21 protein-coding genes are annotated in these 23,595 nt (G+C 71.8%); 12 read left to right on the forward strand and 9 right to left on the reverse strand.

Annotation, left to right across the window (positions count from 1 at the left end; all coding sequences use genetic code 11):
• Window positions 1-4: 4 nt before the first annotated feature.
• On the reverse strand, window positions 5-2,020 hold the full coding sequence (locus K304_RS0108060; protein ID WP_027763326.1) for a serine/threonine-protein kinase: 2,016 nt from the start codon (window positions 2,018-2,020) through the stop codon (window positions 5-7).
• A gap of 548 nt (window positions 2,021-2,568) precedes the next feature.
• On the opposite strand from K304_RS0108060, the gene K304_RS27985 reads away from it, so the two are divergent.
• Window positions 2,569-3,609, forward strand: coding sequence for a peptidoglycan DD-metalloendopeptidase family protein (locus K304_RS27985; protein WP_051308112.1), 1,041 nt, complete (start codon window positions 2,569-2,571; stop codon window positions 3,607-3,609).
• Between the two features lie 88 nt (window positions 3,610-3,697).
• Here the strand turns inward: K304_RS27985 and K304_RS0108075 are convergent, their stop codons facing one another.
• Complete coding sequence (locus K304_RS0108075; protein ID WP_027763328.1) at window positions 3,698-5,404, reverse strand: glycerol-3-phosphate dehydrogenase/oxidase; 1,707 nt, start codon at window positions 5,402-5,404, stop codon at window positions 3,698-3,700.
• A gap of 300 nt (window positions 5,405-5,704) precedes the next feature.
• Between K304_RS0108075 and K304_RS0108080 the strand changes: the two genes are divergently transcribed.
• On the forward strand, window positions 5,705-6,970 hold the full coding sequence (locus tag K304_RS0108080; protein WP_027763329.1) for a nucleotide sugar dehydrogenase: 1,266 nt from the start codon (window positions 5,705-5,707) through the stop codon (window positions 6,968-6,970).
• A 21-nt stretch (window positions 6,971-6,991) separates the two neighbouring features.
• On the opposite strand, the gene K304_RS0108085 is transcribed toward K304_RS0108080, so the two are convergent.
• From K304_RS0108085 to K304_RS0108100, 4 genes are all read right to left on the reverse strand, one after another.
• The gene (locus K304_RS0108085; protein ID WP_027763330.1) at window positions 6,992-8,107 is read right to left on the reverse strand and encodes a GuaB3 family IMP dehydrogenase-related protein; all 1,116 of its coding nucleotides are present in this window, start codon (window positions 8,105-8,107) and stop codon (window positions 6,992-6,994) included.
• 99 nt (window positions 8,108-8,206) lie between these two features.
• Complete coding sequence (guaB, locus tag K304_RS0108090; RefSeq protein ID WP_027763331.1) at window positions 8,207-9,709, reverse strand: IMP dehydrogenase; 1,503 nt, start codon at window positions 9,707-9,709, stop codon at window positions 8,207-8,209.
• Window positions 9,710-9,808: 99 nt separating this feature from the next.
• Window positions 9,809-10,384, reverse strand: coding sequence for a sigma-70 family RNA polymerase sigma factor (locus K304_RS0108095; protein ID WP_027763332.1), 576 nt, complete (start codon window positions 10,382-10,384; stop codon window positions 9,809-9,811).
• A gap of 314 nt (window positions 10,385-10,698) precedes the next feature.
• The gene (locus K304_RS0108100; RefSeq protein WP_003948568.1) at window positions 10,699-11,310 is read right to left on the reverse strand and encodes a response regulator transcription factor; all 612 of its coding nucleotides are present in this window, start codon (window positions 11,308-11,310) and stop codon (window positions 10,699-10,701) included.
• 357 nt (window positions 11,311-11,667) lie between these two features.
• Here K304_RS0108100 and K304_RS0108105 point away from each other — a divergent pair, with 357 nt between their 5' ends.
• The 4 genes from K304_RS0108105 to K304_RS0108120 all read left to right on the forward strand — a co-directional run bounded on the left by K304_RS0108105 (window position 11,668) and on the right by K304_RS0108120 (window position 14,432).
• Window positions 11,668-11,982 carry a WhiB family transcriptional regulator gene (locus K304_RS0108105; RefSeq protein ID WP_027763333.1) on the forward strand — a complete coding sequence of 105 codons (315 nt, stop codon included), beginning with the start codon at window positions 11,668-11,670 and terminating at the stop codon, window positions 11,980-11,982.
• A 104-nt stretch (window positions 11,983-12,086) separates the two neighbouring features.
• A complete protein-coding gene (locus tag K304_RS0108110; RefSeq protein WP_027763334.1) occupies window positions 12,087-12,749 on the forward strand; it encodes an MOSC domain-containing protein in 663 nt (220 codons plus the stop codon).
• Window positions 12,750-12,810: 61 nt separating this feature from the next.
• Window positions 12,811-13,584 carry an SDR family NAD(P)-dependent oxidoreductase gene (locus K304_RS0108115; RefSeq protein ID WP_027763335.1) on the forward strand — a complete coding sequence of 258 codons (774 nt, stop codon included), beginning with the start codon at window positions 12,811-12,813 and terminating at the stop codon, window positions 13,582-13,584.
• Window positions 13,585-13,730: 146 nt separating this feature from the next.
• Window positions 13,731-14,432: an ester cyclase gene (locus tag K304_RS0108120; RefSeq protein WP_027763336.1), complete on the forward strand. Its 702-nt coding sequence runs from the start codon at window positions 13,731-13,733 to the stop codon at window positions 14,430-14,432.
• 122 nt (window positions 14,433-14,554) lie between these two features.
• Here K304_RS0108120 and groL read toward each other — a convergent pair whose 3' ends face one another.
• Together groL and groES are read right to left on the reverse strand one after the other, a co-directional pair.
• Window positions 14,555-16,180 carry a chaperonin GroEL gene (gene groL, locus K304_RS0108125; protein WP_027763337.1) on the reverse strand — a complete coding sequence of 542 codons (1,626 nt, stop codon included), beginning with the start codon at window positions 16,178-16,180 and terminating at the stop codon, window positions 14,555-14,557.
• 116 nt (window positions 16,181-16,296) lie between these two features.
• Window positions 16,297-16,608, reverse strand: coding sequence for a co-chaperone GroES (gene groES / locus K304_RS0108130; RefSeq protein ID WP_027763338.1), 312 nt, complete (start codon window positions 16,606-16,608; stop codon window positions 16,297-16,299).
• A gap of 258 nt (window positions 16,609-16,866) precedes the next feature.
• Between groES and K304_RS0108135 the strand changes: the two genes are divergently transcribed.
• Entirely contained in the window at window positions 16,867-17,442 is a 576-nt protein-coding gene (locus tag K304_RS0108135; RefSeq protein WP_027763339.1) for a Uma2 family endonuclease, read from the forward strand.
• A gap of 13 nt (window positions 17,443-17,455) precedes the next feature.
• Here the strand turns inward: K304_RS0108135 and K304_RS0108140 are convergent, their stop codons facing one another.
• Window positions 17,456-18,577, reverse strand: coding sequence for a polysaccharide deacetylase family protein (locus K304_RS0108140; protein WP_027763340.1), 1,122 nt, complete (start codon window positions 18,575-18,577; stop codon window positions 17,456-17,458).
• A gap of 102 nt (window positions 18,578-18,679) precedes the next feature.
• On the opposite strand from K304_RS0108140, the gene K304_RS0108145 reads away from it, so the two are divergent.
• The 5 genes from K304_RS0108145 to K304_RS33285 all read left to right on the forward strand — a co-directional run bounded on the left by K304_RS0108145 (window position 18,680) and on the right by K304_RS33285 (window position 23,541).
• Complete coding sequence (locus K304_RS0108145; RefSeq protein WP_106965550.1) at window positions 18,680-19,972, forward strand: class I SAM-dependent methyltransferase; 1,293 nt, start codon at window positions 18,680-18,682, stop codon at window positions 19,970-19,972.
• Between the two features lie 188 nt (window positions 19,973-20,160).
• A complete protein-coding gene (locus K304_RS0108150) occupies window positions 20,161-20,448 on the forward strand; it encodes a lactococcin 972 family bacteriocin (RefSeq protein ID WP_027763342.1) in 288 nt (95 codons plus the stop codon).
• A gap of 180 nt (window positions 20,449-20,628) precedes the next feature.
• Window positions 20,629-22,689, forward strand: coding sequence for a hypothetical protein (locus K304_RS0108155; RefSeq protein ID WP_158687315.1), 2,061 nt, complete (start codon window positions 20,629-20,631; stop codon window positions 22,687-22,689).
• A gap of 31 nt (window positions 22,690-22,720) precedes the next feature.
• Window positions 22,721-23,374 carry an ATP-binding cassette domain-containing protein gene (locus tag K304_RS0108160; RefSeq protein WP_027763344.1) on the forward strand — a complete coding sequence of 218 codons (654 nt, stop codon included), beginning with the start codon at window positions 22,721-22,723 and terminating at the stop codon, window positions 23,372-23,374.
• Entirely contained in the window at window positions 23,374-23,541 is a 168-nt protein-coding gene (locus K304_RS33285) for a hypothetical protein (RefSeq protein WP_158687316.1), read from the forward strand. The genes K304_RS0108160 and K304_RS33285 overlap by 1 nt, the downstream gene beginning before the upstream one ends.
• Window positions 23,542-23,595: the final 54 nt, after the last annotated feature.

Genomic DNA, 23,595 nt, shown 5'->3' on the forward strand with positions numbered 1-23,595 from the left:
GACCTCAGCGCGGCCGGAAGGTCTCGAAAGCGGTCTCGCGCAGGGTGGTGCAGGCCTCGCCGTCCCAGGCGTCGGCCTTGCAGGTCACCAGGATGGCGTGGCCCTGGTCGTCGTCCACCTTGAAACCGCGGTTGATCACCCGTACCCGTTCGCCGCCCTCGGTCCGTTCGAAGACCCAGTCGGCGACGGTCGGGTAGTCGCGCCACTCGACCTCTTCCATGCTCACGCGCTTGTAGTCGGTGCTCTGGCTGCGGGTCGCCCCTTCGAGCCCCTGCCAGGCCGCCAGCGCGTCGTCACCGGGGCTGCCCGTGTAGTCGACCTGTATGCGCGGGTAACCGCCGTCTGCCGGGCGGTACTTGGCGCCCGAACCGCGGCCCGCCGTGCCGTACATCTCGAAGCCCTCGGGCATGGCCAGCGAGAAGTGGAAGCGGGAGTTCTCCACCGTGGTGTATCCCTCGGGGAGACCGCCGCCGCCCTGGTCCGCGCCGTCGTCGCCGCCCTCGCCGTCGTCCTGCTCGTCGTCACTGCTCGGTGTGGGGTCCGGCGCCGGCTTGTCACCGCCCTCGCCCGTGCCGGAGGTGCCGTTCTCGGCGTTCTCGTCCTTCTTGCCGGGGTCCTTGCCGGCGCTGTTGCCGCCGTCATCGGTGCCCGAACCGCTGCCGCCGTCGTCGCCGTTGGCGATCACCGCGCCGATGATCACCAGTACGGTGACGAGGACACCGGCCACGATCAGGGCCCGCTTGCCGCCGGGGCTCTTGAGCGTGGCGAGCAGGTCGCCCCCGGAGCGTGCGGGAGCGGGGCCGCCGGCCCGGCTCCCGACCGATCCGGTGGCGTCGCCCGGGTCGGAGACGTGGGCCGCGACGACGCCCTCGCCGGGCTTCTCGTCCGTGCCGTCCTTCTTCTCCGGGGTGGTCGCGCCCTCGTCCGCCGCCCCCGTCGGGGCGGAGCCCGCCGCCGCGTCGGCCGCGGCGGCGGCACGTACGGACTTCCAAGCGCCGCGCAGCCGCTCGCCGGAACGCGTACTGCCGCCGCGGGTCGCGCTGCGCCCGCCGGTGGTGCCGCGCGACCACGGCGACGCGGCGGAGCCCTTCGCGTCCTCACCGGTCTTCCCGTCGTCGTCGTCCCCGTCCTCCGGAGCGGGCGGCAGCATGACCGTACGGGTGGCGTCGGGCACCTCGGGCACGGCGGCGGCGCCGGACGCCACGGCGTCCAGCAGCGTGTACGCGCCGTCGACGTCCAGCCGCTGCTCGGGGTCCTTCTCCAGCAACCCGTAGAGCACGTCGGTGAGTTCGCCGGCCTTCGTCGGCGGCGGCACGGGCTCGGTCATCACCGCGGTCAGCGTGGAGAGCGCGGAGCCCTTGTCGTAGGGCGGGCGCCCCTCGACGGCCGCGTACAGCAGTCCGCCCAGGGACCACAGGTCGGCGGGCGGCCCCGGCGGCTTGCCGCGGGCGCGTTCGGGCGAGATGTAGGAGGGGGCGCCGACGAGCATGCCGGTCGAGGTGATGGAGGGGTCGCCCTCGACCTTGGCGATGCCGAAGTCGGTGAGCACGACGCGGTCGGTGCCCTCCTCCATCAGCACGTTGGACGGCTTCACGTCGCGGTGCAGGATGCCCTCGCGGTGCGCGGCGCGCAGCACGTCGAGGACCGCGAGACCCACCTCGGCGGCCCGGCGCGGCGTCAGCGGGCCCTCCTTGCGGATGCGGTCGGCCAGCGAGCCGCCCTCGACCAGCTCCATGACGATCCACGGGCGGTCGTCCTCGTCCACGACGTCGAACACCGTGACGGCGCTGCCGCTGCGGATGCGGGCGATGGCCTTCGCCTCGCGCCGGGTGCGGGTGATGAGGCGCTGCTTCTCGTCCTCGTCCACGCTCGACGGGAACCGCAGTTCCTTCACCGCGACCGTGCGGCCCAGGGTTTCGTCCGTGCCGCGCCACACCGTTCCCATGCCGCCGCGGCCCAGCACACCCTCGAGCCGGTAACGGCCGCCGACGAGGCGGCCCTCCTCAACGTCCTGGCCCATGAAACCCCTTGCTTCCCCTCAAGCGGCCGACTCCTCGGCGGATACCCATTGTGGCCTACCTCAAGGGCCCGCGTGCACGCGGGCAGGTGCTCAACGGGCCCCCGCGCGGGGGGGGGGGGGGGCACAGGACCGTCCGCACGTCGTGCCCTCCGGCGCGCTGATGCCCGTCGACTCGGCCAACTCCCCCCGTCGTGTACGGCGCGCGGGCGAGGAAGTGGGCGAGCCGCATCCTCGCGGGGTGGGCGAGCACCTCGAGCCGCCGCTGGACGAGCCGCACGGACACCCCCGACCGCCGGCGCATCCGCGGCCGGACGGCCGGGCGCCGGTGGCTCCGGGCCCCGCTGCGGCGCCGGGGCGGCGGGCGGCGGGAGTGCGGCGCGGCGTCCTGAGGAAGGGCGGGACGGCTGCCGCACCAGGGCGGGCGGGAGGCGCGTGCCGTCTTCCGCCCGCGTCCTTCTGCTCGCGGCGCACGACGTGTAGAAGTGTCATGTTCGCATCACCCAGATGCGGCACCGCGACCCCCACGCTCTCGTGAAAGCGAGCCCCACATGACACCGTCCCCCTCCCCCCGCCCGAGACGCGCCCCGCGCGGCGGCGCACGGCGGTTCCGCCTCCGCGCCGGCGTCGCCGCGCTGGCGGCGACCCTCTCCGTCCTCGTCGGCACCGCCGCCCCCGCCGGGGCGGAGCCCGCCGAGGCCCCGCCCGCGGGCACGCTGCGCACCGCCGTCGCCGAGGCGACGCTCGGCCGCGCCGACGCCACCACGGCACGGCTGGCGGCCGACTCCCGCGAGAGCCAGGTCGCCGTCGAACGGCGGGCCGGCGACGGCCGGTGGGCCTTCGGCTCGACCGTCCTGACCGCGCCGCCGGACGAGCACGCCTCGCCGGAGGGCTGGTTGTACGTCGCGCGGGCCGACGGCGGCGCGTGGGACATCGCGCTCGAGGGCAGTGCGGAGTTCCGCACACTGGTCGAGCGCGCGCCCGGCACACTGCTCTCCGCGCAGGAGCGGTCGGTCCTCGGCAAGGTCGGCACCCGTGAGCCGCAGGGCGCCGCCGGGTTCGCCAACACCGGGCTGACGCTGCCGTGGGCGGTGGGCCAGACCTGGACCTGGACCGGCGGGCCGCACCCGTTCGGCGTCGGGGCGGGCGGCGCGTGGAGTTCCATGGACTTCTCCGGCGGCGACGGCATCGCCCGCGCGGCCCGCGGGGGCGTGGCGTACGCGATGTGCGCCTCCGGCGGCTACCGCGGCTGGATCCGGATCTACCACGACAACGGCCTGTCCACCGACTACTACCACCTGGTCAACAACATCACGCCGCAGGGCGCCTCGGTGGGCGCCGGCACCGCGCTCGGCCACATCGGCAACGACGTCTCCTGCGGCGGCGCGTCCAGCGGCCCGCACGTGCACTTCTCGCTGCTCAGCGGCGACAGCTACATCAACGTGCACGGCGCCGTGATCGGCGGCTGGCAGTTCGCCAACGGCGGTGCCCCGTACCAGGGCACCGCGTACAACGGCAGCGTGACGGTCGGCGTGGGCGCCAACATCCCCAACTACGGCCCGTCGCTGGCGAAGCAGCACGAGGGGCACTGACCGGCGGCCGCGTGCGACCGGCCGGCCGCTCCGGTCGGCCGCACGCGGCCCGGGGCCCGAGGGGGCCCTCGGGCCCCGGGCGTCGGCGTCAGAGCGGCACGATGTCCGGCGCGCCCAGGCGGGCGGCGTCGGCGGTGAGGTCGTCGGGCTGGCGCTGCGACTCCCGTTCGGCCTCCACCCGCTTCCGGTAGTGCTGGACCTCGCGGTCGATCTGCTCGGCGTCCCAGCCGAGCACCGGAGCCATCAGCTCCGCGCACTCGTGGGCGCTGCGCGTCCCGCGGTCGAAGGTCTCGATGGAGATCCGCGTGCGGCGGGTGAGCACGTCGTCCAGGTGGCGGGCGCCCTCGTGGGTGCAGGCGTAGACGATCTCCGCCTTGAGGTAGTCGTCGGCCGCGGGCAGCGGTTCGCCCAGCTTGGGATCGCCGGCGATCAGCTCCAGCACCTCCTCGGTGAGCGAGCCGTAACGCCCCAGCAGGTGCTCGACCCGGGCCACGTGCAGGCCGGTGCGGGCGGCGATGCGGGCGCGGGCGTTGAACATCGCGCGGTACCCCTCGGCGCCGACCAGCCGCACGTCCTCGGTGCAGCAGTCCGCGACCCGGTGGTCCAGGCCGTGCACGACCTCGTCCACCGCGTCCTTGGCCATCACCCGGTACGTCGTGTACTTGCCCCCCGCCACCACGACCATCCCCGGCACGGGGTGGGCGACGGTGTGCTCCCGGGAGAGCTTGCTGGTGGCCTCCGACTCGCCGGCCAGCAGCGGACGCAGGCCCGCGTACACGCCCTCCACGTCGTCCCGCGTCAGCGGAGTGGCGAGCACCGAGTTGACGTGTTCGAGCAGATAGTCGATGTCCGCGCTCGATGCGGCGGGGTGCGCCTTGTCCAGGTCCCAGTCCGTGTCCGTGGTGCCGACGACCCAGTGCCGGCCCCACGGGATGACGAAGAGGACGCTCTTCTCGGTCCGCAGGATCAGGCCGGTGGTGGAGTTGATGCGGTCCTTGGGCACCACCAGGTGGATGCCCTTGGACGCGCGGACGTGGAACTTGCCGCGCTCGGCGATCAGCGCCTGCGTGTCGTCCGTCCACACGCCGGTCGCGTTGACGACCTGCTTGGCGCGGACCTCGTACTCGCCGCCCTGCTCCAGGTCCTGCACGCGGGCGCCGACGACGCGTTCGCCCTCGCGCAGGAAGCCGGTCACCCGGGCCCGGTTGGCGGCGTGCGCGCCGTAGCGGGCGGCCGTACGGACGAGCGTGGCGACGTAGCGGGCGTCGTCCATCTGCGCGTCGTAGTACTGCAGAGCGCCGACGAGGGCGTCCTTCTTCAGGCAGGGGGCCACGCGCAGCGCGCGCCGGCGGGAGAGGTGACGGTGCATCGGCAGTCCGCGGCCGTGCCCGGAGGACAGCGACATCGCGTCGTAGAGCGCCACGCCCGAACCGGCGTAGAACCGCTCCCAGCCCTTGTGCTGCAACGGGTAGAGGAACGGCACCGGCTTCACCAGGTGGGGCGCGATCCGCTCCAGCAGCAGCCCGCGTTCCTTCAGCGCCTCACGGACCAGCGCGAAGTCCAGCATCTCCAGGTAGCGCAGGCCGCCGTGGATCAGCTTGCTGGAACGGCTGGACGTGCCGGAGGCCCAGTCCCGCGCCTCCACGATGCCGGTGGACAGGCCGCGGGTCGCCGCGTCCAGAACGGTGCCCGCGCCGACCACGCCCGCGCCGACGACGAGCACGTCCAGCTCGCGCTCGGCCATCCTCGCCAGCGCCTCGGTGCGCTGCTCCGGTCCCAGTGTCGCTGTCCTCACCGCGTCCTCCTCGGGGTTCGGTCCGGTCGTCCTCGGCTGCTGTCGTTGCGGTGTCTCGGTGTCGCTGCCCGCGTCACATCGGGTGACGCTGTCGTATCCCTTCCCCGTCACTGTCGATGGTCCCCCATTCGCGCCACTTCGGCTGTTCACCGGGGCTGCCACGCGGAGCAATACCACATATCTGTCATATAGGCCCTTAACCTGACAGAGCTGTCTTCGCCACTCGGCACCGCACCGGGCCGGTCAGCGCCGGTCCGCACGCGTCGCCACCGATCACCGGGGAAGGGGATGCCCGCAACCATGCGCGCAGATCTCGCCGTACTCGGCCTGGGCCATTCGGGTCTACCGCTGGCCCGGGCCGCGACCGCCGCAGGTATCGGCACCATCGGCTACGACCCGGACCCGCGCACCGTCGCCGACCTGGCCGCCGGCCGGGCGCCCGCCGACGGCTCGCTCACCGCGCCCGCACTGCGTCGGATGCTCTCCCAGGGCTTCCGCACCACCGGCGACCCAGCCGTACTCGGCGGCGTCCGCACCGTCGTGATCTGCGTCGACACCCCGCTCGGCGCCGACCGCACGCTCGACCTGCGCCCGGTCCGGGAGGCCGCCCGCACGCTGGCACCGGTACTGCGGCCGCGCACCACCGTGGTGCTCCAGTCCACGGTCTACCCCGGCAGCACGGAGGAGTTCCTGCGCACCGTGCTGGAGGACGGCTCCGGGCTCGGCGCCGGTCGCGACTTCCACCTCGCCTACGCCCCCGACCGTCTCGACCCGGGGGACGGGGCGGGGACCGACCTCGCCCGCATCCCCCAGGTGATCGGCGGCCTCACCCCCGCCTGCACGGAGGCCGCCGCGGCCTTCTACGGCCGGCTCACCGAGAAGGTCGTCCGCGCGCGCGGGCCGCGCGAGGCGGAGACCGCCGCGCTGCTGGAGACCAACTACCGGCAGATCAACATCGCGCTGATCAACGAGATGGCGGTCTTCTGCCACGACATCGGTGTCGACCTGTGGGACGTGATCCGCTGCGCGGAGACCAAGCCGTTCGGCTTCCATGCCTTCCGGCCGGGGCCCGGGGTGGGCGGCCACAGCGTGCCCATCGACCCCAACCACCTGTCGTACCCGAGCCGTTCGCTCGGCTACCCGCTGAGGATGGTGGAACTGGCGCAGGAGGTGAACGCCCGCATGCCGCGCTATGTGACGCAACGCGCCGCCGCGCTACTCAACGAACACGGCAAGTCCGCCCGCGGCGCGCGGGTGCTGCTGCTGGGCGTCACCTACAAGGCCGACCTGGCGGACCGGGCCGGCTCACCCGCCGAGGAGATCGCGAGCCGGCTGCGCGACCTGGGCGCGGAGGTCGGCTTCCACGACCCGTACGTGCAGCGCTGGGAGGCGGGAGGGGTCGCCGTCCCCCGCGCCGACTCGCTGTACGAGGCCGCGGGGGCGGCGGACCTGACGGTGCTGCTGCAGAACCACCGCGTCTACGACCTCCAGGGCCTGGCGGCCAAGTCCCAGCTCCTGCTGGACACCCGCGGCGTCAGCCCCACGGGCGCGGCGCACCGGCTCTGAGCCGCGACGACGGCACCGGGGTCAGCGCGAGCGCGCGACCGTGACCTCGACGCGCTGGAACTCCTTGAGGTCGGAGTAGCCGGTCGTCGCCATCGCACGCCGCAGGGCCCCGAAGAAGTTCATCGACCCGTCCGGCGTGTGGGAGGGCCCGAGGAGGATCTCCTCCGTCGTGCCGACGGTGCCCAGGTCCATGCGCTTGCCGCGCGGCACGTCCTCGTGGACGGCCTCCATGCCCCAGTGGTGGCCGCGGCCGGGGGCGTCCGTGGCGCGCGCGAGCGGGGAGCCCATCATCACCGCGTCCGCGCCGCAGGCGACCGCCTTCGGGAGGTCGCCGGACCAGCCGACGCCCCCGTCGGCGATCACGTGCACGTACCGGCCGCCGGACTCGTCGAGGTAGTCGCGCCGCGCGGCGGCGACGTCGGCGACGGCCGTGGCCATCGGCACCTGGATGCCCAGCACGTTCCGCGTGGTGTGCGCGGCGCCGCCGCCGAAGCCGACGAGCACGCCCGCCGCACCGGTCCGCATCAGGTGCAGCGCCGCGGTGTAGGTGGCGCAGCCGCCGACGATCACCGGGACGTCCAGCTCGTAGATGAACTGCTTGAGGTTCAGCGGCTCGGCCCGCCCCGACACGTGCTCGGCGGAGACGGTGGTGCCGCGGATGACGAAGAGGTCGACGCCGGCGTCCACCACGGCCTTGGAGAACTGCGCGGTGCGCTGCGGCGACAGCGCGGCGGCGGTGACGACGCCCGCGTCGCGCACCTCCTTGATGCGGCGGCCGATCAGCTCCTCCTTGATCGGCTCGGCGTAGACCTCCTGCATACGGCGGTTGGCGTCGGCCTCGTCCAGTTCCGCGATCTCCGCGAGGAGCGGCTCGGGGTCCTCGTAACGGGTCCACAGGCCCTCGAGGTTGAGCACGCCGAGGCCGCCGAGTTCGCCGATGCGGATGGCGGCCTGCGGGGAGACGACGGAGTCCATGGGGGCCGCCAGGAAGGGCAGCTCGAAGCGGTAGGCGTCGATCTGCCAGGCGATCGAGACCTCCTTCGGGTCGCGCGTGCGCCGGCTCGGGACGACGGCGATGTCGTCGAACGCGTACGCCTTGCGGCCGCGCTTCCCGCGTCCGATCTCGATCTCAGTCACGTGTGGGCCCTTCCGTCTGCGAGTGCGGTGCCAGTATCCCCGACGCGCCGCAGCCCGCGGCCGGACGGCCGCGGGCTGGGACGAGCCGGTACGGGCGGCTCAGCGCCGCGAGTAGTTCGGCGCCTCGGTGGTCATCTGGATGTCGTGCGGGTGGCTCTCCTTGAGCCCCGCCGCGGTGATGCGGACGAAGCGGCCGTGCTCCTTCATGTCCGGCACGGTCCGGCCGCCGACGTAGAACATGGACTGCTTCAGACCGCCGACGAGCTGGTGGACGACGGCGCCCAGCGGGCCGCGGTAGGGCACCTGGCCCTCGACGCCCTCGGGGATCAGCTTGTCGTCGGCGCCGACCTCCTCCTGGAAGTAGCGGTCCTTGGAGAAGGAACGCTGGTCGCCGCGGGTCTGCATGGCGGCGAGCGAGCCCATGCCGCGGTAGGACTTGAACTGCTTGCCGTTGATGAAGAGCAGCTCGCCCGGGGACTCCTCGCAGCCGGCCAGCAGGCTGCCGAGCATCACCGTGTCGGCGCCGGCGACCAGCGCCTTGGCGATGTCGCCGCTGTACTGCAGGCCGCCGTCGCCGATGACCGGGACACCGGCCTCCTTGGCGGCGAGCGCGGCCTCGTAGATCGCGGTGACCTGCGGGACGCCGATGCCGGCGACCACGCGGGTGGTGCAGATGGAGCCGGGCCCGACACCGACCTTGATGCCGTCGACGCCCGCGTCGATCAGCGCCTGCGCGCCCTCGCGGGTGGCGACGTTGCCGCCGACCACGTCGACCGACGAGTCGGCCTTGATCTTGGCGACCATGTCGCCGACCAGCCGGGAGTGGCCGTGCGCGGTGTCCACGACGACGAAGTCGACGCCCGCCTCGATCAGGGCCTGCGCGCGGTCGTACGCGTCGCCGGCGACGCCGACCGCCGCGCCGACGAGCAGACGGCCCTCGGCGTCCTTGGCGGCGTCCGGGTACTTCTCCGCCTTGACGAAGTCCTTGACGGTGATGAGGCCCTTGAGCACACCCTCGCCGTCGACCAGCGGCAGCTTCTCGATCTTGTGCCGGCGCAGCAGCTCCATGGCGTCGCCGCGGGAGATGCCGACCTTGCCGGTGACCAGCGGCATCGGCGTCATGACCTCACGGACCTGACGGCTGCGGTCCAGCTCGAAGGCCATGTCGCGGTTGGTCACGATGCCGAGCAGCTTGCCCGTGCCGTCTGTCACCGGCACACCGCTGATCCGGAAGCGGCCGCACAGCGCGTCCGCCTCCCGCAGGTCCGCGTCGGGCCCGATGGTGATCGGGTCGGTGACCATGCCCGACTCCGACCGCTTGACCCGGTCGACCTGGGCGGCCTGGTCCTCGATCGACAGGTTGCGGTGCAGCACGCCGACGCCGCCCTGGCGAGCCATGGCGATGGCCATGCGGTCCTCGGTGACCTTGTCCATCGCGGCGGACAGCAGCGGCACGTTGACCCGGACGTTGCGGGAGACCTGCGAGGAGGTGTCGATGTCCTGCGGGGCCATGTCCGACTCGCCCGGCAGCAGGAGCACATCGTCGTAGGTCAGCCCGAGCATGGCGAACTTGGCGGGCACTCCGTCGATGTTGCCTGTCATGACACCTTCCCAATGCTTGCGCGGCGCGGACGTCCATGCTAGCGGGCCGGGCGGGTGATCCTCACCGGACCCGGCACGGGGCCGGCAGCGGCGGCGGGCCTACTGCTCGGCCAGCGCGCGCAGTCTGCTGAGCGCCCGGTGCTGGGCGACGCGTACGGCCCCCGGGGACATGCCGAGCATCTGGCCGGTCTCCTCGGCCGAGAGCCCTACGGCGACCCGGAGCAGCACCAGTTCGCGCTGGTGCTCCGGGAGGTTGGCGAGGAGTTTCTTCGCCCACTCGGCGTCGCTGCTGAGCAGGGCGCGTTCCTCCGGGCCGAGCGAGTCGTCGGGCCGCTCGGGCATCTCGTCTGAGGGGAAGGCCGTGCTTCCGGGGTGGCGCATGGCGGCCCGCTGAAGGTCGGCGACCTTGTGCTGGGCGATGGCGACCACGAAGGCGTCGAAGGGCTTGCCGGTGTCGCGGTAGCGGGGCAGCGCGCAGAGCACCGCCAGGCACACCTCCTGCGCCAGGTCGTCCACGAAGTGGCGGGCGTCGCCGGGCAGCCGGGTCAGCCGGGTACGGCAGTAGCGCAGAGCGAGAGGGTGCACGTGGGCGAGAAGGTCGTGCGTGGCCTGGTCGTCCCCCTCGACGGCGCGCTGGACGAGGGCGCCGATCGGCGAGTTCTCGTCGTCGCGCATCGGTCCATGGTGCACCGGGCCCCTGCGTTTCGCCGCATCGCGGCCCTGGTTCTGCACAGAAGCGTTATGCGCACTGTGAGCGGTCGCACTCGCGGTCACTTCCCGTGCCCTCCCCTCACGCCTGTCCGGCCGGTTCCGAGGAACTCCATACCTCAAGCATGCGGCACGCGCGAGTGTTCCGGCCCGGCCCGGCGCCGGTCGGCCCCCGGGCCGACGGGTGCGGGAGGGCTTCCCGCACCCGTCGGGGAGACCGGGCGACGTACGCGACCTGCGAGAAGTTGCCGGGCTGGGGCGCGTGGCGTCCCGGACAGGCCCTAGCGGACGAGGCCCCAGCGGAAGCCGAGGGCGACGGCGTGCGCGCGGTCGGAGGCGCCGAGCTTCTTGAACAGCCGACGGGCGTGGGTCTTGACCGTGTCCTCGGAGAGGAACAGTTCGCGGCCGATCTCGGCGTTCGAACGGCCGTGACTCATGCCCTCCAGCACCTGGATCTCCCGGGCGGTGAGGGTGGGAGCCGCGCCCATCTCCGCCGAACGCAGCCGCCGCGGGGCGAGCCGCCAGGTCGGGTCGGCCAGGGCCTGCGTGACGGTGGCCCGCAGTTCGGCGCGCGAGGCGTCCTTGTGCAGGTAGCCGCGGGCACCGGCGGCCACCGCGAGGGCGACGCCGTCCAGGTCCTCGGCCACGGTCAGCATGATGATGCGGGCGCCGGGGTCGGCGGACAGCAGCCGCCGGACGGTCTCCACACCTCCCAGGCCGGGCATCCGGACATCCATGAGGATGAGGTCGGAGCGGTCGGCACCCCAGCGGCGGAGGACTTCCTCACCGTTGGCGGCCGTCGTCACTCGCTCGACACCGGGCACGGTCGCGACCGCGCGGCGGAGCGCCTCTCGGGCAAGCGGGGAGTCGTCGCAGACGAGGACGGACGTCATGACCACCCTCCGCCACTGATGCGCATCACCTTGAGCCTCCAGGCTGTTGCAGAACGTCACCTGTGTGCGGCCGACGACTCCGGGAACCCGCGGTTCCCGACGGTTCTCGTCGACCACCTCCGCACTCTCAACGACGGTCACCCAAAAGAGTTACGGGCTGCCGCGGCCGCCTCCGGCACTCTACGTGAGTGTACGGACACGGTCGGGTGAGATCACGCAGCCGCGCTGCTCGTTCATGAATGCCCTGTTTGGTCGGGATTCCTTCCGTTTCGGTTGGGTAATAGCTAGATTCGGCAAGGGATCATATTTACCGATGAGTGACACATCAGTCGCACTACGCCACTGAGGGGACACGCAATGGCAGATTTCTCCCGCCTCCCGGGCCCGAACGCCGATCTGTGGGACTGGCAGCTGCTGGCCGCCTGCCGGGGCGTCGACAGTTCCCTGTTCTTCCACCCCGAGGGTGAGCGCGGAGCGGCCCGAAGTGCGCGTGAGGCATCCGCGAAAGAGGTCTGCATGCGCTGCCCCGTCCGCTCCGAGTGTGCGGCGCACGCGCTCACGGTCCGCGAACCGTACGGCGTGTGGGGCGGCCTGACCGAGGACGAGCGCGAGGAGCTGATGGGCCGGGCACGCCACCGTCTGATCGCGACGTCGTCAGGCTCGGGCGGCTGAGCAGAAACGATTCATCATCGGCGCGGCCGGGGTGACCCGCCTCGCGCGGAGCAGGGCCTGTGCGGTCGCCCCGGCGACGGCCCCGGGGCTAGCGTGCGTCCATGATGCAGCTGCTGTCCGTGAACCTCGCCCGGCCGCGCACCGCGGACTACACCGACTCGCCCACCCACGTCACGGGTATCGACAAGCGCCCGGCCGACGGCCCCGTCTCCGTCACGGCACCGGGAGCCAAGGGGGTCGGCGGCAGCGGGCTGACCGGCGACACCATCGGCGACCTGCGCCACCACGGCGGCGACCACCAGGCCGTGTACGCCTACGCGCGCGAGGACCTCGACGTCTGGGCAGGCGAGCTGGGCCGCGAACTGACCGGCGGCGTCTTCGGCGAGAACCTCACCACCTCGGGCGTCGACGTGAACGGCGCACGGATCGGCGAACGCTGGCGGATCGGCGCCGACCTGCTGCTGGAGGTCAGCAGCGCCCGCATCCCGTGCCGCACGTTCGCCGGCTGGCTCGGGGAGAAGGGCTGGGTGAAGACCTTCACGCAGCGCGCCGCCCCAGGCGCCTACCTGCGGGTGATCGAACCGGGCGAGATCCGCGCCGGGGACCCGATCGACCTCGTGCACCGGCCCGGCCACGACGTCACCGTCTCGCTGCTGTTCCGGGCCGTCACCACCGAGCCCGACCTGCTGCCGAAACTGCTCGACGCGGGCGAGGCCCTGCACCCCGAGGCGCGGAACAAGGCGCTGCGCCGGACGGCGTCCTCCTGACGGCGCCTTCCTGACAGCGCCTTCCTGACAGCGCCTTTCCGACGGCCGATAGCGTGCCCGCATGACGACTGCACTGATCACCGGGGCCACCGCGGGCCTCGGCGCCGCGTTCGCCGAACGGCTCGCCCGGGACGGGCACCACCTGGTGCTGCTCGCCCGGGACACCGAACGGCTGCACGAGCGGGCCACCGACCTGCACGACCGGCACGGCGTCGAGGTCTCCGTCCTCACCGCCGACCTCGCCACCGAGAAGGGCATCGTCGCGCTGGAGGAGCGCGTCGGCGACCGCGACCGTCCGGTGGACCTGCTGGTGAACAACGCGGGCTTCGGCAACAAGGGGCGCTTCCTCGACGTGCCGATGGCCGACGAGCTGACGATGCTGCGGGTGCACTGCGAGGCGGTGCTGCGCTCCACGGCGGCGGCCGCGGAGGCCATGCGGGAGCGCGGGCGCGGCGGCGTGGTCAACGTCGCCTCGGTCGCCGCGTTCCTGCCGCGCGGCACCTACGGCGCGTCCAAGGCCTGGATCACGCAGTTCACCCAGGGCGTCGCGGCCGACCTGGCGGGTTCCGGGGTACGGCTGATGGCACTGTGCCCGGGTTTCGTGCGCACGGAGTTCCACCAGCGGGCGGGCATGGACGCCGGGAACGTGCCCGGGTGGATGTGGCTGGACGCGGCACGGGTCGTGGACGCCGCGCTCGCCGACCTGGCTCGGGGCCGCACCCTGTCCGTCCCGGACCCCCGGTACAAGGCGCTGGCGGGACTCATGCGGCTCGCCCCGCGCGGCGTGCTGGCCCGCGCGAGCACCGGAACGGGCCGGAAGTACGGGCCGAAGTGACCGCGTGAGACCTGCCGCGAACCGCCCTAAGCTGGAAGGGAAAGGGCCGCCGCCGGCGTCCGTCGGTACCCTCCTCGGCACCGGGACGACCTCCGACCAGCGAGGCCCCGACGGCTGACGGGACCTCCGCCAGCGCGGGAGGCGCCATGACTTTCCTCCAGCTCATCGACTGCCGGACCGACAGGTTCGAGGAGATGAACCGGCTCATGGACACGTGGGCCGAGCAGACCCGGGGCAAGCGGACGGCGACGCACGAGGTGGTGGGCCGGGACCGTTCGGACGGCGCGCACTTCGTCGAGATCGTCGAGTTCCCGTCGTACGAGGAGGCGATGCGCAACTCCCGGCTCCCGGAGACCGACCGGGTGTTCCGGGAGATGGTGGCGCTCTGCGACGGCATGCCCACCTTCACCGACCTCGACGTGGTGCGGGACGAGACCTTCAACGCGGAGACCATGCGCCGCTTCTACGAGGAGGTCGCCGTCGGCGGCGACATCGACGTCATCGACGAGCTGTACATCCCGGACCACGTGGACCACGACGTGGCCAAGGAGGCGAACACGACCGTCGGTCGGGACGTACTGAAGGCCGACGTCACCCGCTGGCGGGAGGCGTTCGACTTCGACTTCACCCTCGACCGGCAGGTGGCCGAGGGGGACACGGTGGTGACGCTCTGGACGTGGCGGGGCCGGCACCGCGGCGACTTCATGGGCATCGCGCCCACCGGCCGGGAGTGCACCATGACCGGCACGACCGTGTGCCGGTTCCAGGACGGGAAGATCCACGAGAGCTGGTGGCACTACGACATCCCGCGGCTGATGCGCGAACTCGGCGCGGAGGCGTCCGCCTGACGGCGTCCGCGCCCCCCCCTGACGGAACGGGCTCCGGGAACGGGCCGCGAAAACGGGCGAGGCCCGTGGCACCCCTCGCGGGGTGCCCCGGGCCTCGTCGTCGGCTCGCGGAGCGGTCAGGCTCAGTGCGCGTGACCGTGGCCGCCTCCGGCGGCCTCGTCCTCCTCGGCCGGCTTCTCGACGACCAGGGTCTCGGTCGTGAGGAGCAGCGACGCGATGGACGCGGCGTTCTCCAGCGCGGAACGGGTGACCTTGACCGGGTCGAGGACACCGGCCTTCACCAGGTCGCCGTACTCGCCGGTGGCGGCGTTGAAGCCCTGGCCCTTGTCGAGCTCGGCGACCTTGGAGGTGATGACGTAGCCCTCCAGGCCGGCGTTCTCGGCGATCCAGCGCAGCGGCTCGACGAGCGCGCGGCGGACCACGGCGACACCGGTGGCCTCGTCGTCCTTCTTGTCGAGCGAGCCCTCGAGCACCTTGGCGGCGTGCACCAGCGCGGAACCGCCACCGGAGACGATGCCCTCCTCGACCGCGGCGCGGGTCGCGGAGATGGCGTCCTCCAGGCGGTGCTTCTTCTCCTTGAGCTCGACCTCGGTGGCCGCGCCCACGCGGATCACGCAGACGCCCCCGGCCAGCTTGGCCAGGCGCTCCTGGAGCTTCTCGCGGTCCCAGTCGGAGTCGGTGGTCTCGATCTCGGACTTGATCTGGGCGACGCGGCCCTGCACGTCCTCGGCCTTGCCGCCGCCGTCGACGAGGGTGGTGTCGTCCTTGGTGACGGTCACGCGGCGGGCGGTGCCCAGCACGTCCAGACCGGCCTGGTCGAGCTTGAGGCCGACCTCCTCGGCGATGACGGTGCCGCCGGTGAGGGTGGCCATGTCGCCGAGCATCGCCTTGCGGCGGTCGCCGAAGCCGGGCGCCTTGACGGCGACGGCGTTGAAGGTGCCGCGGATCTTGTTGACGACGAGGGTGGACAGCGCCTCGCCCTCGACGTCCTCGGCGATGATCAGCAGCGGCTTGGAGCTGTTGCCGGCCTGCATGATCTTCTCGAGCAGCGGCAGCAGGTCCTGGATGGAGCTGATCTTGCCCTGGTGGATCAGGATGTACGGGTCGTCGAGGACGGCCTCCATACGCTCCTGGTCGGTGACCATGTAGGGCGACAGGTAGCCCTTGTCGAAGGCCATGCCCTCGGTGAAGTCCAGCTCCAGGCCGAAGGTCTGCGACTCCTCGACGGTGATGACACCGTCCTTGCCGACCTTGTCCATCGCCTCGGCGATCAGCTCGCCGACCTGCTTGTCCTGGGCGGACAGCGCGGCGACCGCGGCGATGTCCTCCTTGGAGTCGATCGGGCGCGCGGTGCCGACCAGGTCGTCGGAGACGGCCTTGACCGCGGCGTCGATGCCCTTCTTCAGGGCGGCGGGGGAGGCGCCGGCGGCGACGTTGCGCAGGCCCTCGCGGACCAGCGCCTGCGCCAGCACGGTGGCGGTGGTGGTGCCGTCGCCCGCGATGTCGTTGGTCTTGGTCGCCACCTCCTTCACCAGCTGGGCGCCGAGGTTCTCGTAGGGGTCCTCGGCCTCGACCTCGCGGGCGATGGTGACACCGTCGTTGGTGATGGTCGGGGCGCCGAACTTCTTGTCGATGACGACGTTGCGGCCCTTGGGGCCGATGGTCACCTTGACGGTGTCGGCGAGCTTGTTGACGCCGCGCTCGAGGGCACGACGGGCGTCCTCGTCGAACTTCAGGATCTTGGCCATGGGAGCTATGGGTCCTCTCGAATGAACCGCGCCCCGGTCCCGGAAGCTCATGCACGGCGGGTACCGGGGCGCGGATCGAAAGCTTCTCTTCGGCTTTCTCGGCTTGCTGGAGGTGCTTACTTCTCGACGATCGCGAGGACGTCGCGAGCCGAGAGGACGAGGTACTCCTCGCCGTTGTACTTCACCTCGGTGCCGCCGTACTTGCTGTACAGCACGACGTCGCCGACGGACACGTCGAGCGGCAGGCGGTTGCCGTCCTCGAAGCGGCCCGGGCCGACGGCCAGGACGGTGCCCTCCTGGGGCTTCTCCTTCGCCGTGTCCGGGATGACCAGGCCCGAGGCCGTGGTCTGCTCGGCGTCGAGCGGCTGGACCACGATGCGGTCCTCGAGCGGCTTGATGGCAACCTTGGAGCTGGTGGCGGTCGTCACGATCCGACCTCCCCCTTCGGAGTTCTCAGCGGGGTCATGAATGTCTGGGGTGGCGACCTGGAAGACCCGTCGTCGCGGGTGCCGGATCTGCCCGTCGCGCCTTTGGCACTCACCGGTGGAGAGTGCCAGAACCGAGATTATGCCGCGGTTAGCACTCCGTCAACCAGAGTGCCAACGACCGGAGTGTCCCGGGGCCTCGGCGGTACGCTGAGCGGCATCGACGCGTCGAGGTGTCCGCCCTGCGAAGGAGTGCCGACTGTGAGTGCGGAATCCCTGCCGGACTGGTTGTGGCCGGCGCCCCCGGACGGCTGGACGGCCGACGACCTGGACCGGCTTCCGCCGTCCGCCCCGCGCACCGAGCTGATCGACGGAGCGCTCATCATGATGTCGCCGCAGACCGAGTTCCACAGCATCGTGATGCGGCGGCTGGCCAACGCCATAGAGCTCGCGGCCCCGCACCACCTTCGTGTACCCGCCGAGATGACCATCCGTCTGGGTGAACGCCAGCGCCCGGAGCCGGACATCCTGGTCGTGGACGCGCCCCCGAAGAAACAGCGCACCTCCTACCTGCCCGGGGAAGTCGTCCTCGTCGTCGAGATCGTCTCGCCGGAGTCCGTCGCACGGGACCGCGAGACAAAGCCGCTGAAGTATGCCCACGCCGGTATCCGGCACTTCTGGCGCGTCGAGGAGGAGGGCGACCGGACGGTCGTGCACGCCTACGAGTTGGACGACACCACGGGCGCCTACGTGGCCACCGGCATCCACCGGGACACGCTCTCGGTCGTCGTCCCGTTCCCCATGGAGATCGACCTCACCACGCTGTACGGGCGCTGAGCGGGCGGGCCGCTCACAGGTAGTCCTCCATCCGGCCGACGGCGTAGCCCTGCTCGGCGGCGGCCTCCAGCACGCCGCGCAGCATGTCGGCCATGGTGCCGCCGTCGCCCCAGGAGGCCGGGCCGCGGTAGTGGGTGAGGATCACGGCGCCCGGGTAGAGGTCGGCGCCGGGCCCCTGGAAGTCGATGCGGTCCGCCCATGCCTCCATGCCCCACAGCACGACGGCGTCCAGGCCGCAGGCGCGGGCCGCGCGCAGGGTGTCCCGGTCGTAGGCGCCGTACGGCGGACGGAAAAGGCGCGGCTGGGGACCGCCCATCTCCTCCTGGATGCGGTCCTGTTGCCCGCAGATCTCGCGGCGCTGCTCCCGATAGGAGAGCGCCGGCAGGTAGGGGTGGGTGAGCGTGTGGTTCTGGACGGTCCCGCCGAGGATCTCCAGGCGGCGGAAGTATCCGTATCCCGGGCCGAGCACCGCCTCGTCGTCGGCGAGGAAGGACGTCACGGGGATGTCGAGGTCGTCCACCATGCGCAGGAACTCGGGGCTCTTCCGCGCGCCGTCGTCGATGGTGAGGAAGACGACCCGGTCGTCCGTGGGCACCCGGCGCACCACCGTGGCGCCACGGACGCGTGGCTTGACGACGGGCGGCGCGGGGCGCGGTGGCGGCGGCCGAAGCCCCCAGCGGTGGTACGCGGCGACCCGCCGCTGGATGCGTGCGGCGTGCGCGGCGAGGGTGTCGGCGGTGGCCAGCGCCCGGGCGCGCGCGGCGGGGCCCACGGCGGAGGAGAGCGCGAGCGGGCGGCGTGCCGACGCGGCGACGCGGCCCGCGGCGCGCGGGCGGGCGGCCGGTTCCCCGCCCCCGTGGCCGGGGGGCCGGCCGTCGTCGCGGTGACGCGTCGCGGGCGGTGCCCCGGTCCGGCCGTCCTGTCGCGAGGCGTCCTCCCGCTCCCCCGGTGCCGCCCGGTCCTCGCCGGGCGCGGCGGTTCCGGCGGTTCCGGCACCGGTCGCCGTGGCGGGCCCGTCCGCCTGCGCCGGGTCGCCGGCGGCCGAGGCGGGCGGCGGCCCGTCGGTCGATCCCGCGCCGGGGGCGAGGGCGGCGAGTAGCGCGAGGGCGGAGAAGGCCAGGACGGGACGGGTCATTCGCCCGGCCATATTTCCCTTTTGTCGTATTACTCGCATGACGCCGGATCGTGCCACCCGCTCCCGGGGACACCCCGCAGACGTTCCGGCGCGGCGGGGAGAATGAGCCGTGTGGCCGTATCCGACACCCCCGACACGCCAGGTCCCCCCGACCCGCCGGACCACGTGCCCGGCGCCGCACCGGACCCCCCGCCGGACGACGTACCAGCGGACGTCGCCGCGTTCGCCGCGCTGCTGACGCCCGAGGGCACGACGCTGCTGCACGCGCTGCGCGACCACGACCCCGCGGACGAGCTGGCCGTGGTGACCCGGCTGCGGCGGACGCATCCGCCGTCGCTGGTGACCGCGGCCGTCGCTCAGGCCCGGCTGCGGCAGCGAGCCGTCGCCAAGTTCGGCGCGGCGGACGCGGCCCGGATGTTCTTCACACCGAACGGGCTGGAGCAGGCCACCCGTACGGCGGTCGCGGAGCACCGCGCCGCCGGGTTCGCCTCGCGCGGGGTGGGCCGCATCGCCGACCTGGGCTGCGGCGTCGGAGGCGACGCACTCGCCCTGGCCCGGGCCGGCCTGTCCGTCCGGGCGGTCGACCGCGACCCGCTGACCTGCGCCGTCGCCCGCGCCAACGCGGCGGCACTCGGGCTGGACGGCCTGATCGAGGTGCGCTGCGGCGACGTCGCCGCAGCGGACCTCACCGGCTGCGACGCCGTGTTCGTCGACCCCGCCCGGCGCGGCGGGCGCCGGGGCGGCCGCATCTTCGACCCGGAGGCCTACTCACCGCCGCTGAGCTGGGCGATCGACACCGCACGCGCCGCGCGGCACGCCGCCCTCAAGGTGGCGCCCGGCATCCCGCACGACGTGGTGCCGGAGGAGGCCGAGGCGGAGTGGATCTCCTGCGCCGGGGACGTGAAGGAGGCCGTGCTCTGGTTCGGCGGGCCCGCGGGCGGAAACGGTCCGCGCGTGCGGGCCACACTGCTGCCGCAGGGCGCGACCCTGCACGGCGCCGGGCTGCCCGACCCGGAGCCGGGCCCCGTCGGCCGCTACCTCTACGAGCCGGACGGCGCGGTGATCCGCGCCCATCTCGTCGCGGAGGCGGCGGCGGCCGTCGGCGGCCGGCTGATCGACCCGACGATCGCGTACGTCACCGCCGACGCCCTCACCCCCACGCCGTTCGCCACCGCGTACGAGATCACCGACGTGCTGCCGTTCCACCTCAAGCGGCTGCGCGCCCTGGTCCGCGAGCGGCGGATCGGCACGCTGACGGTGAAGAAGCGCGGCTCCGCCGTCGAACCCGAGGAGCTGCGGCGGAAGGTGAAGCCTCGGGGCCCGGGCTCGGCCACCGTGTTCCTCACCCGCGTCGCGGGCGCCCCCACGATGCTCCTCGGCCACCCGGCCAGGTGACGTCCGCACTCGGCGACCGGGCGATCGCGAGGCGGACTGGAAGGCGGTTCAGTAACGACCAGACCAGCTAACGATCGTTTTCAGTCGACGGACACCGACGTTGGCCGTCCGAAAACTTCCTTGATCTTCAACAACCCTTCACGAGAGGGTCGCACTCGTCAAATCGCCTCGCGAGCAAGGGAGTTCGAGTGAAGAAGAAACAAGGACTCAGGGCAGCGGCAGCGGCCGGCATCCTCGTTCTGGTCGGAGCCACGCCGGCTCTGGCGACCATCAAGCACGTGGGTGGCGGCACCTGGGACTACGGCGCGGGGACCGCGGTCGTGTGGTCGGATTACTACCACGACGACACGTGCCACGGCTCGACGTCCGTCGGCGCACGCATCGACAGTGACGAGGCGGCTGCGGGCAGCTGGTCCTTCACACAGGCTCCTGTGGCACTGAGCGGCAACGAGTCGTACTACAACACTAGTTGCTGACTCCCGCCCGGCCTTACACGGCACGAGCGACCTGAACGTGAGTGGGCCACCAGGGGAGGACTGCGGAGGTTCCTGTCCCCTGGTGACCCACCCACCATCGTCCACCATACGTACGGCGCGCGCCGGCGGCGCCCCTACCAAGGCGATCTCTTGCTCCACCGAAGTATCACGTTCGTGCACGTGGCCGTACTGGCGTTCTCCGGGGTGCTCGCTTTCCTTTTCGTGCGGAGCCTCGACGAGGACTGGGTGCTGGGCCATTCCGCCGTGGTATGGGTCACTGACACAGACGGCTCCACGAGCGGCACCAGGATCGTGCATGAGGTGACGCGCTTCGCCGCAGAACACGATGCGTCGGTCGCCCGTGAGGTTCCCGACCTCTCCGAACCGTACAGCCGCAGGCACCTCTACATGACGTCGAGTGGCCCCCGGGCCGAATGGCTGTCGGACGGCTACCCGGCGTTCAGCGGCAGCTACCGGACAGAGGTCCATCCGATAGGAGAGCTCGGGCACCGGGACCCCCGGGGCTTCTATTACGTGTTCGGCACCGACGGGGACGCTGCAGAGCTGACAAAGCTGCTCTCCTCCTTCGGCTTGCGCGCCACCGTGAATCACCCCTTCTCCCTGTCGCAGTTGGGGACCGTCTACGCGGGAGGCGCGCTTTACCAGTCGTTCTTCGTCGTGGCCCTGGCGGCAGTGGCCATGACCGGTGCGGGCGTGATGCTCAACGCCAAGGCATACGGCGTGCTGCGACTACAGGGCCGGTCCTTCAGTCGGATCATGGTGCGCGACCTGCGGCAGCTCGCCGTTTTCTGGGCGCCGGTCCTGGCCGGAACGACCGTCGTCGCCGGAGTACTCCTCGCGCTCTACAACGACCTCGCATGGTTCGGCCTGTACGCCCTGACCGCCCTCGGACTCGGCACGGCGCTCAGTCTGGTCGCCGTCGTCACCCACGGGGCGATGCTCTGGCTCACGTTCCAGACCAGAATCCTCAGCGCCCTCAAAGGTGAACTCCCTTCACGAGCAGCCTCATTGAGCGCGTACACGGTGCGCGTCCCCGCGCTGCTGCTCACGCTGAGCATCGCCACGGCCGTCGTGCTCGCCGGACAGGACGTCGTCGAGCGGCAAACGAGCAGCGAGGCGTACGAACGGGTCGGCAAGGCCACCTCGATCACCCTCAACGGGAGCCTAGCCAGCCCCGATGCGCTCAAGGACCTGGACCGGGCCGTCGGGGCCTGGCTTCGCGAGGCCGACCGAGACGGTCAAGTCATCGTGGTCGGGCACCGGGGGCTACGAAAGTCCGCACCCCGCGAGGACCTGCCACCCGGCGACGTCCTGCTCGTCAACGAGACTTTCCTCGCCCAGCAGCCGCTTCTCGACGTCGAGGGGCAGCGCATCCCCTCCAACGTGAACGACCGCAAGCAGGTACGGCTGTTCGTTCCCTCCGGCTTGTCCGCCCACACCGACCTGCTGCGCAGCCTGGTACCCGGATTGCTGAGTCCAAGCGATCCGAAGAGTGTCGACCGTGCCGACATCACAGTGCTGCCGGTACGGAACGGCCAGTCCGTGTTCACCTACAACCCCCGTGGCCAGTCCCGGGCCGACCCCCGCCCGGGCGCGGACGAATCGTTCGTCACCGATCCCGTCGTCATCGCCTTCCCCAACGGGTCGCCCTATCTGAGCGACAAGGGCTACACCGCATACGCATCGCAGGCGAGCATCGTCTTCAAGAGTCCGGACGACGTCGTGGCAGGCATCGAACGGCACCATCTGGAGACCTATGTCAGCGGCATGGTCCCGATCGCAGAAGATGCCGCGCTGAAACTGCGGCAGGTCGTGGGTGACTTCAGACTTCGGTTGTTCAATCTCGCGGTGGCTGTCGCTGTGTTGCTGATCACGGGAATCGGGGTCTGCATCGTGCACTCCCGGAAGAACGCGCAGGCGATCTTCGCCCGTCACATCTGCGGATGGACGTTCTCCGCGACCCATCGCCCGGTCCTCACCGTCGAGGCGGTCCTCGCGTCGCTCCTCGCGGCCTGGGTGCCCTGGCAGGTCTGGCAGCAGAACAGCGAGCTCGAGAAGTTCGAAGCCCTCGGCATCCCACCGCCCCGCGCCCCCGTTGAGCTCACCGGAGTCGACCTCGGAGTCACCGGCGTGCTGCTCACCGTGGAGGTCGCCGCGGTCCTCGTGGCGCTGACAGTGTTCCACCGTCGCATCGTCAGGGAAGGAGCGACCCAGTCGTGACCCCGAAGAAGCCCCCTGCAGGAGCCGGCCGGTGATCGAGACCCAACACCTTGCCAAGTCCTTCGGCTCCCGCACCTTGTGGTCAGGTGTCTCATTCACCGTGGAACCACGGCGCATGCTTGCGCTCACCGGGCCCAGCGGATCGGGCAAGTCCACTCTCCTCAACTGTCTGGGACTGCTCGATACCCCGACCGCCGGGCGCATCGTCCACGAAGGACGTGACCTCACTCAGCTCGGTCAGCGCGGCGCCCGCCGCTTCCGCCGGGACGTCCTCGGCTACCTCTTCCAGAACTACGCGCTCATCGACAATGCCACCATCGTCGCCAACCTCGACGTCGCCGCCAAGCCCCGGCGTCGTAGGGGCGGCGCCCCTACGAGCGCTGAAGCCCTCGACCGGGTCGGGCTCGCAGGCCGGGAGAGCGAGCACGTCCACCGCCTCAGCGGCGGCGAACAACAGCGCGTCGCACTGGCCCGCCTGCTGGTAAAGCAACCGGCACTCGTCCTCGCCGACGAGCCCACTGGTGCTTTGGATCACGACAACACCGTCATGGTCGTCGACACCCTCCGGGCGCTGAGCGACTCCGGCTGTGCTGTCGTCATCGCCACGCACAACGCATACGTCCGCGACCAGTGCGACAACGTGCTGGCCGTCGACACGAAACCACACCTACCTGAAAGCACCTGATGCGCGAAAACATCGAACACCACGAGCCCGCATGCGACCGCGGCAGCATCCGCATGTCCTGGCTCATCACCCTCAGTGCGATCGCCTTGGTGGTGGCCGGCGTTCTTGCCGTTTACGGCACCCACGCCTTCACCATCCTGGGGCGGCTCGGCGTCAGCCTCACCTGATGCGCCCCCGGCCGCCGCCTCCGCACCGCCCCCGAAATCCCAAGGCCGGCGGGG

The organism is Streptomyces sp. CNS606, assembly GCF_000426325.1.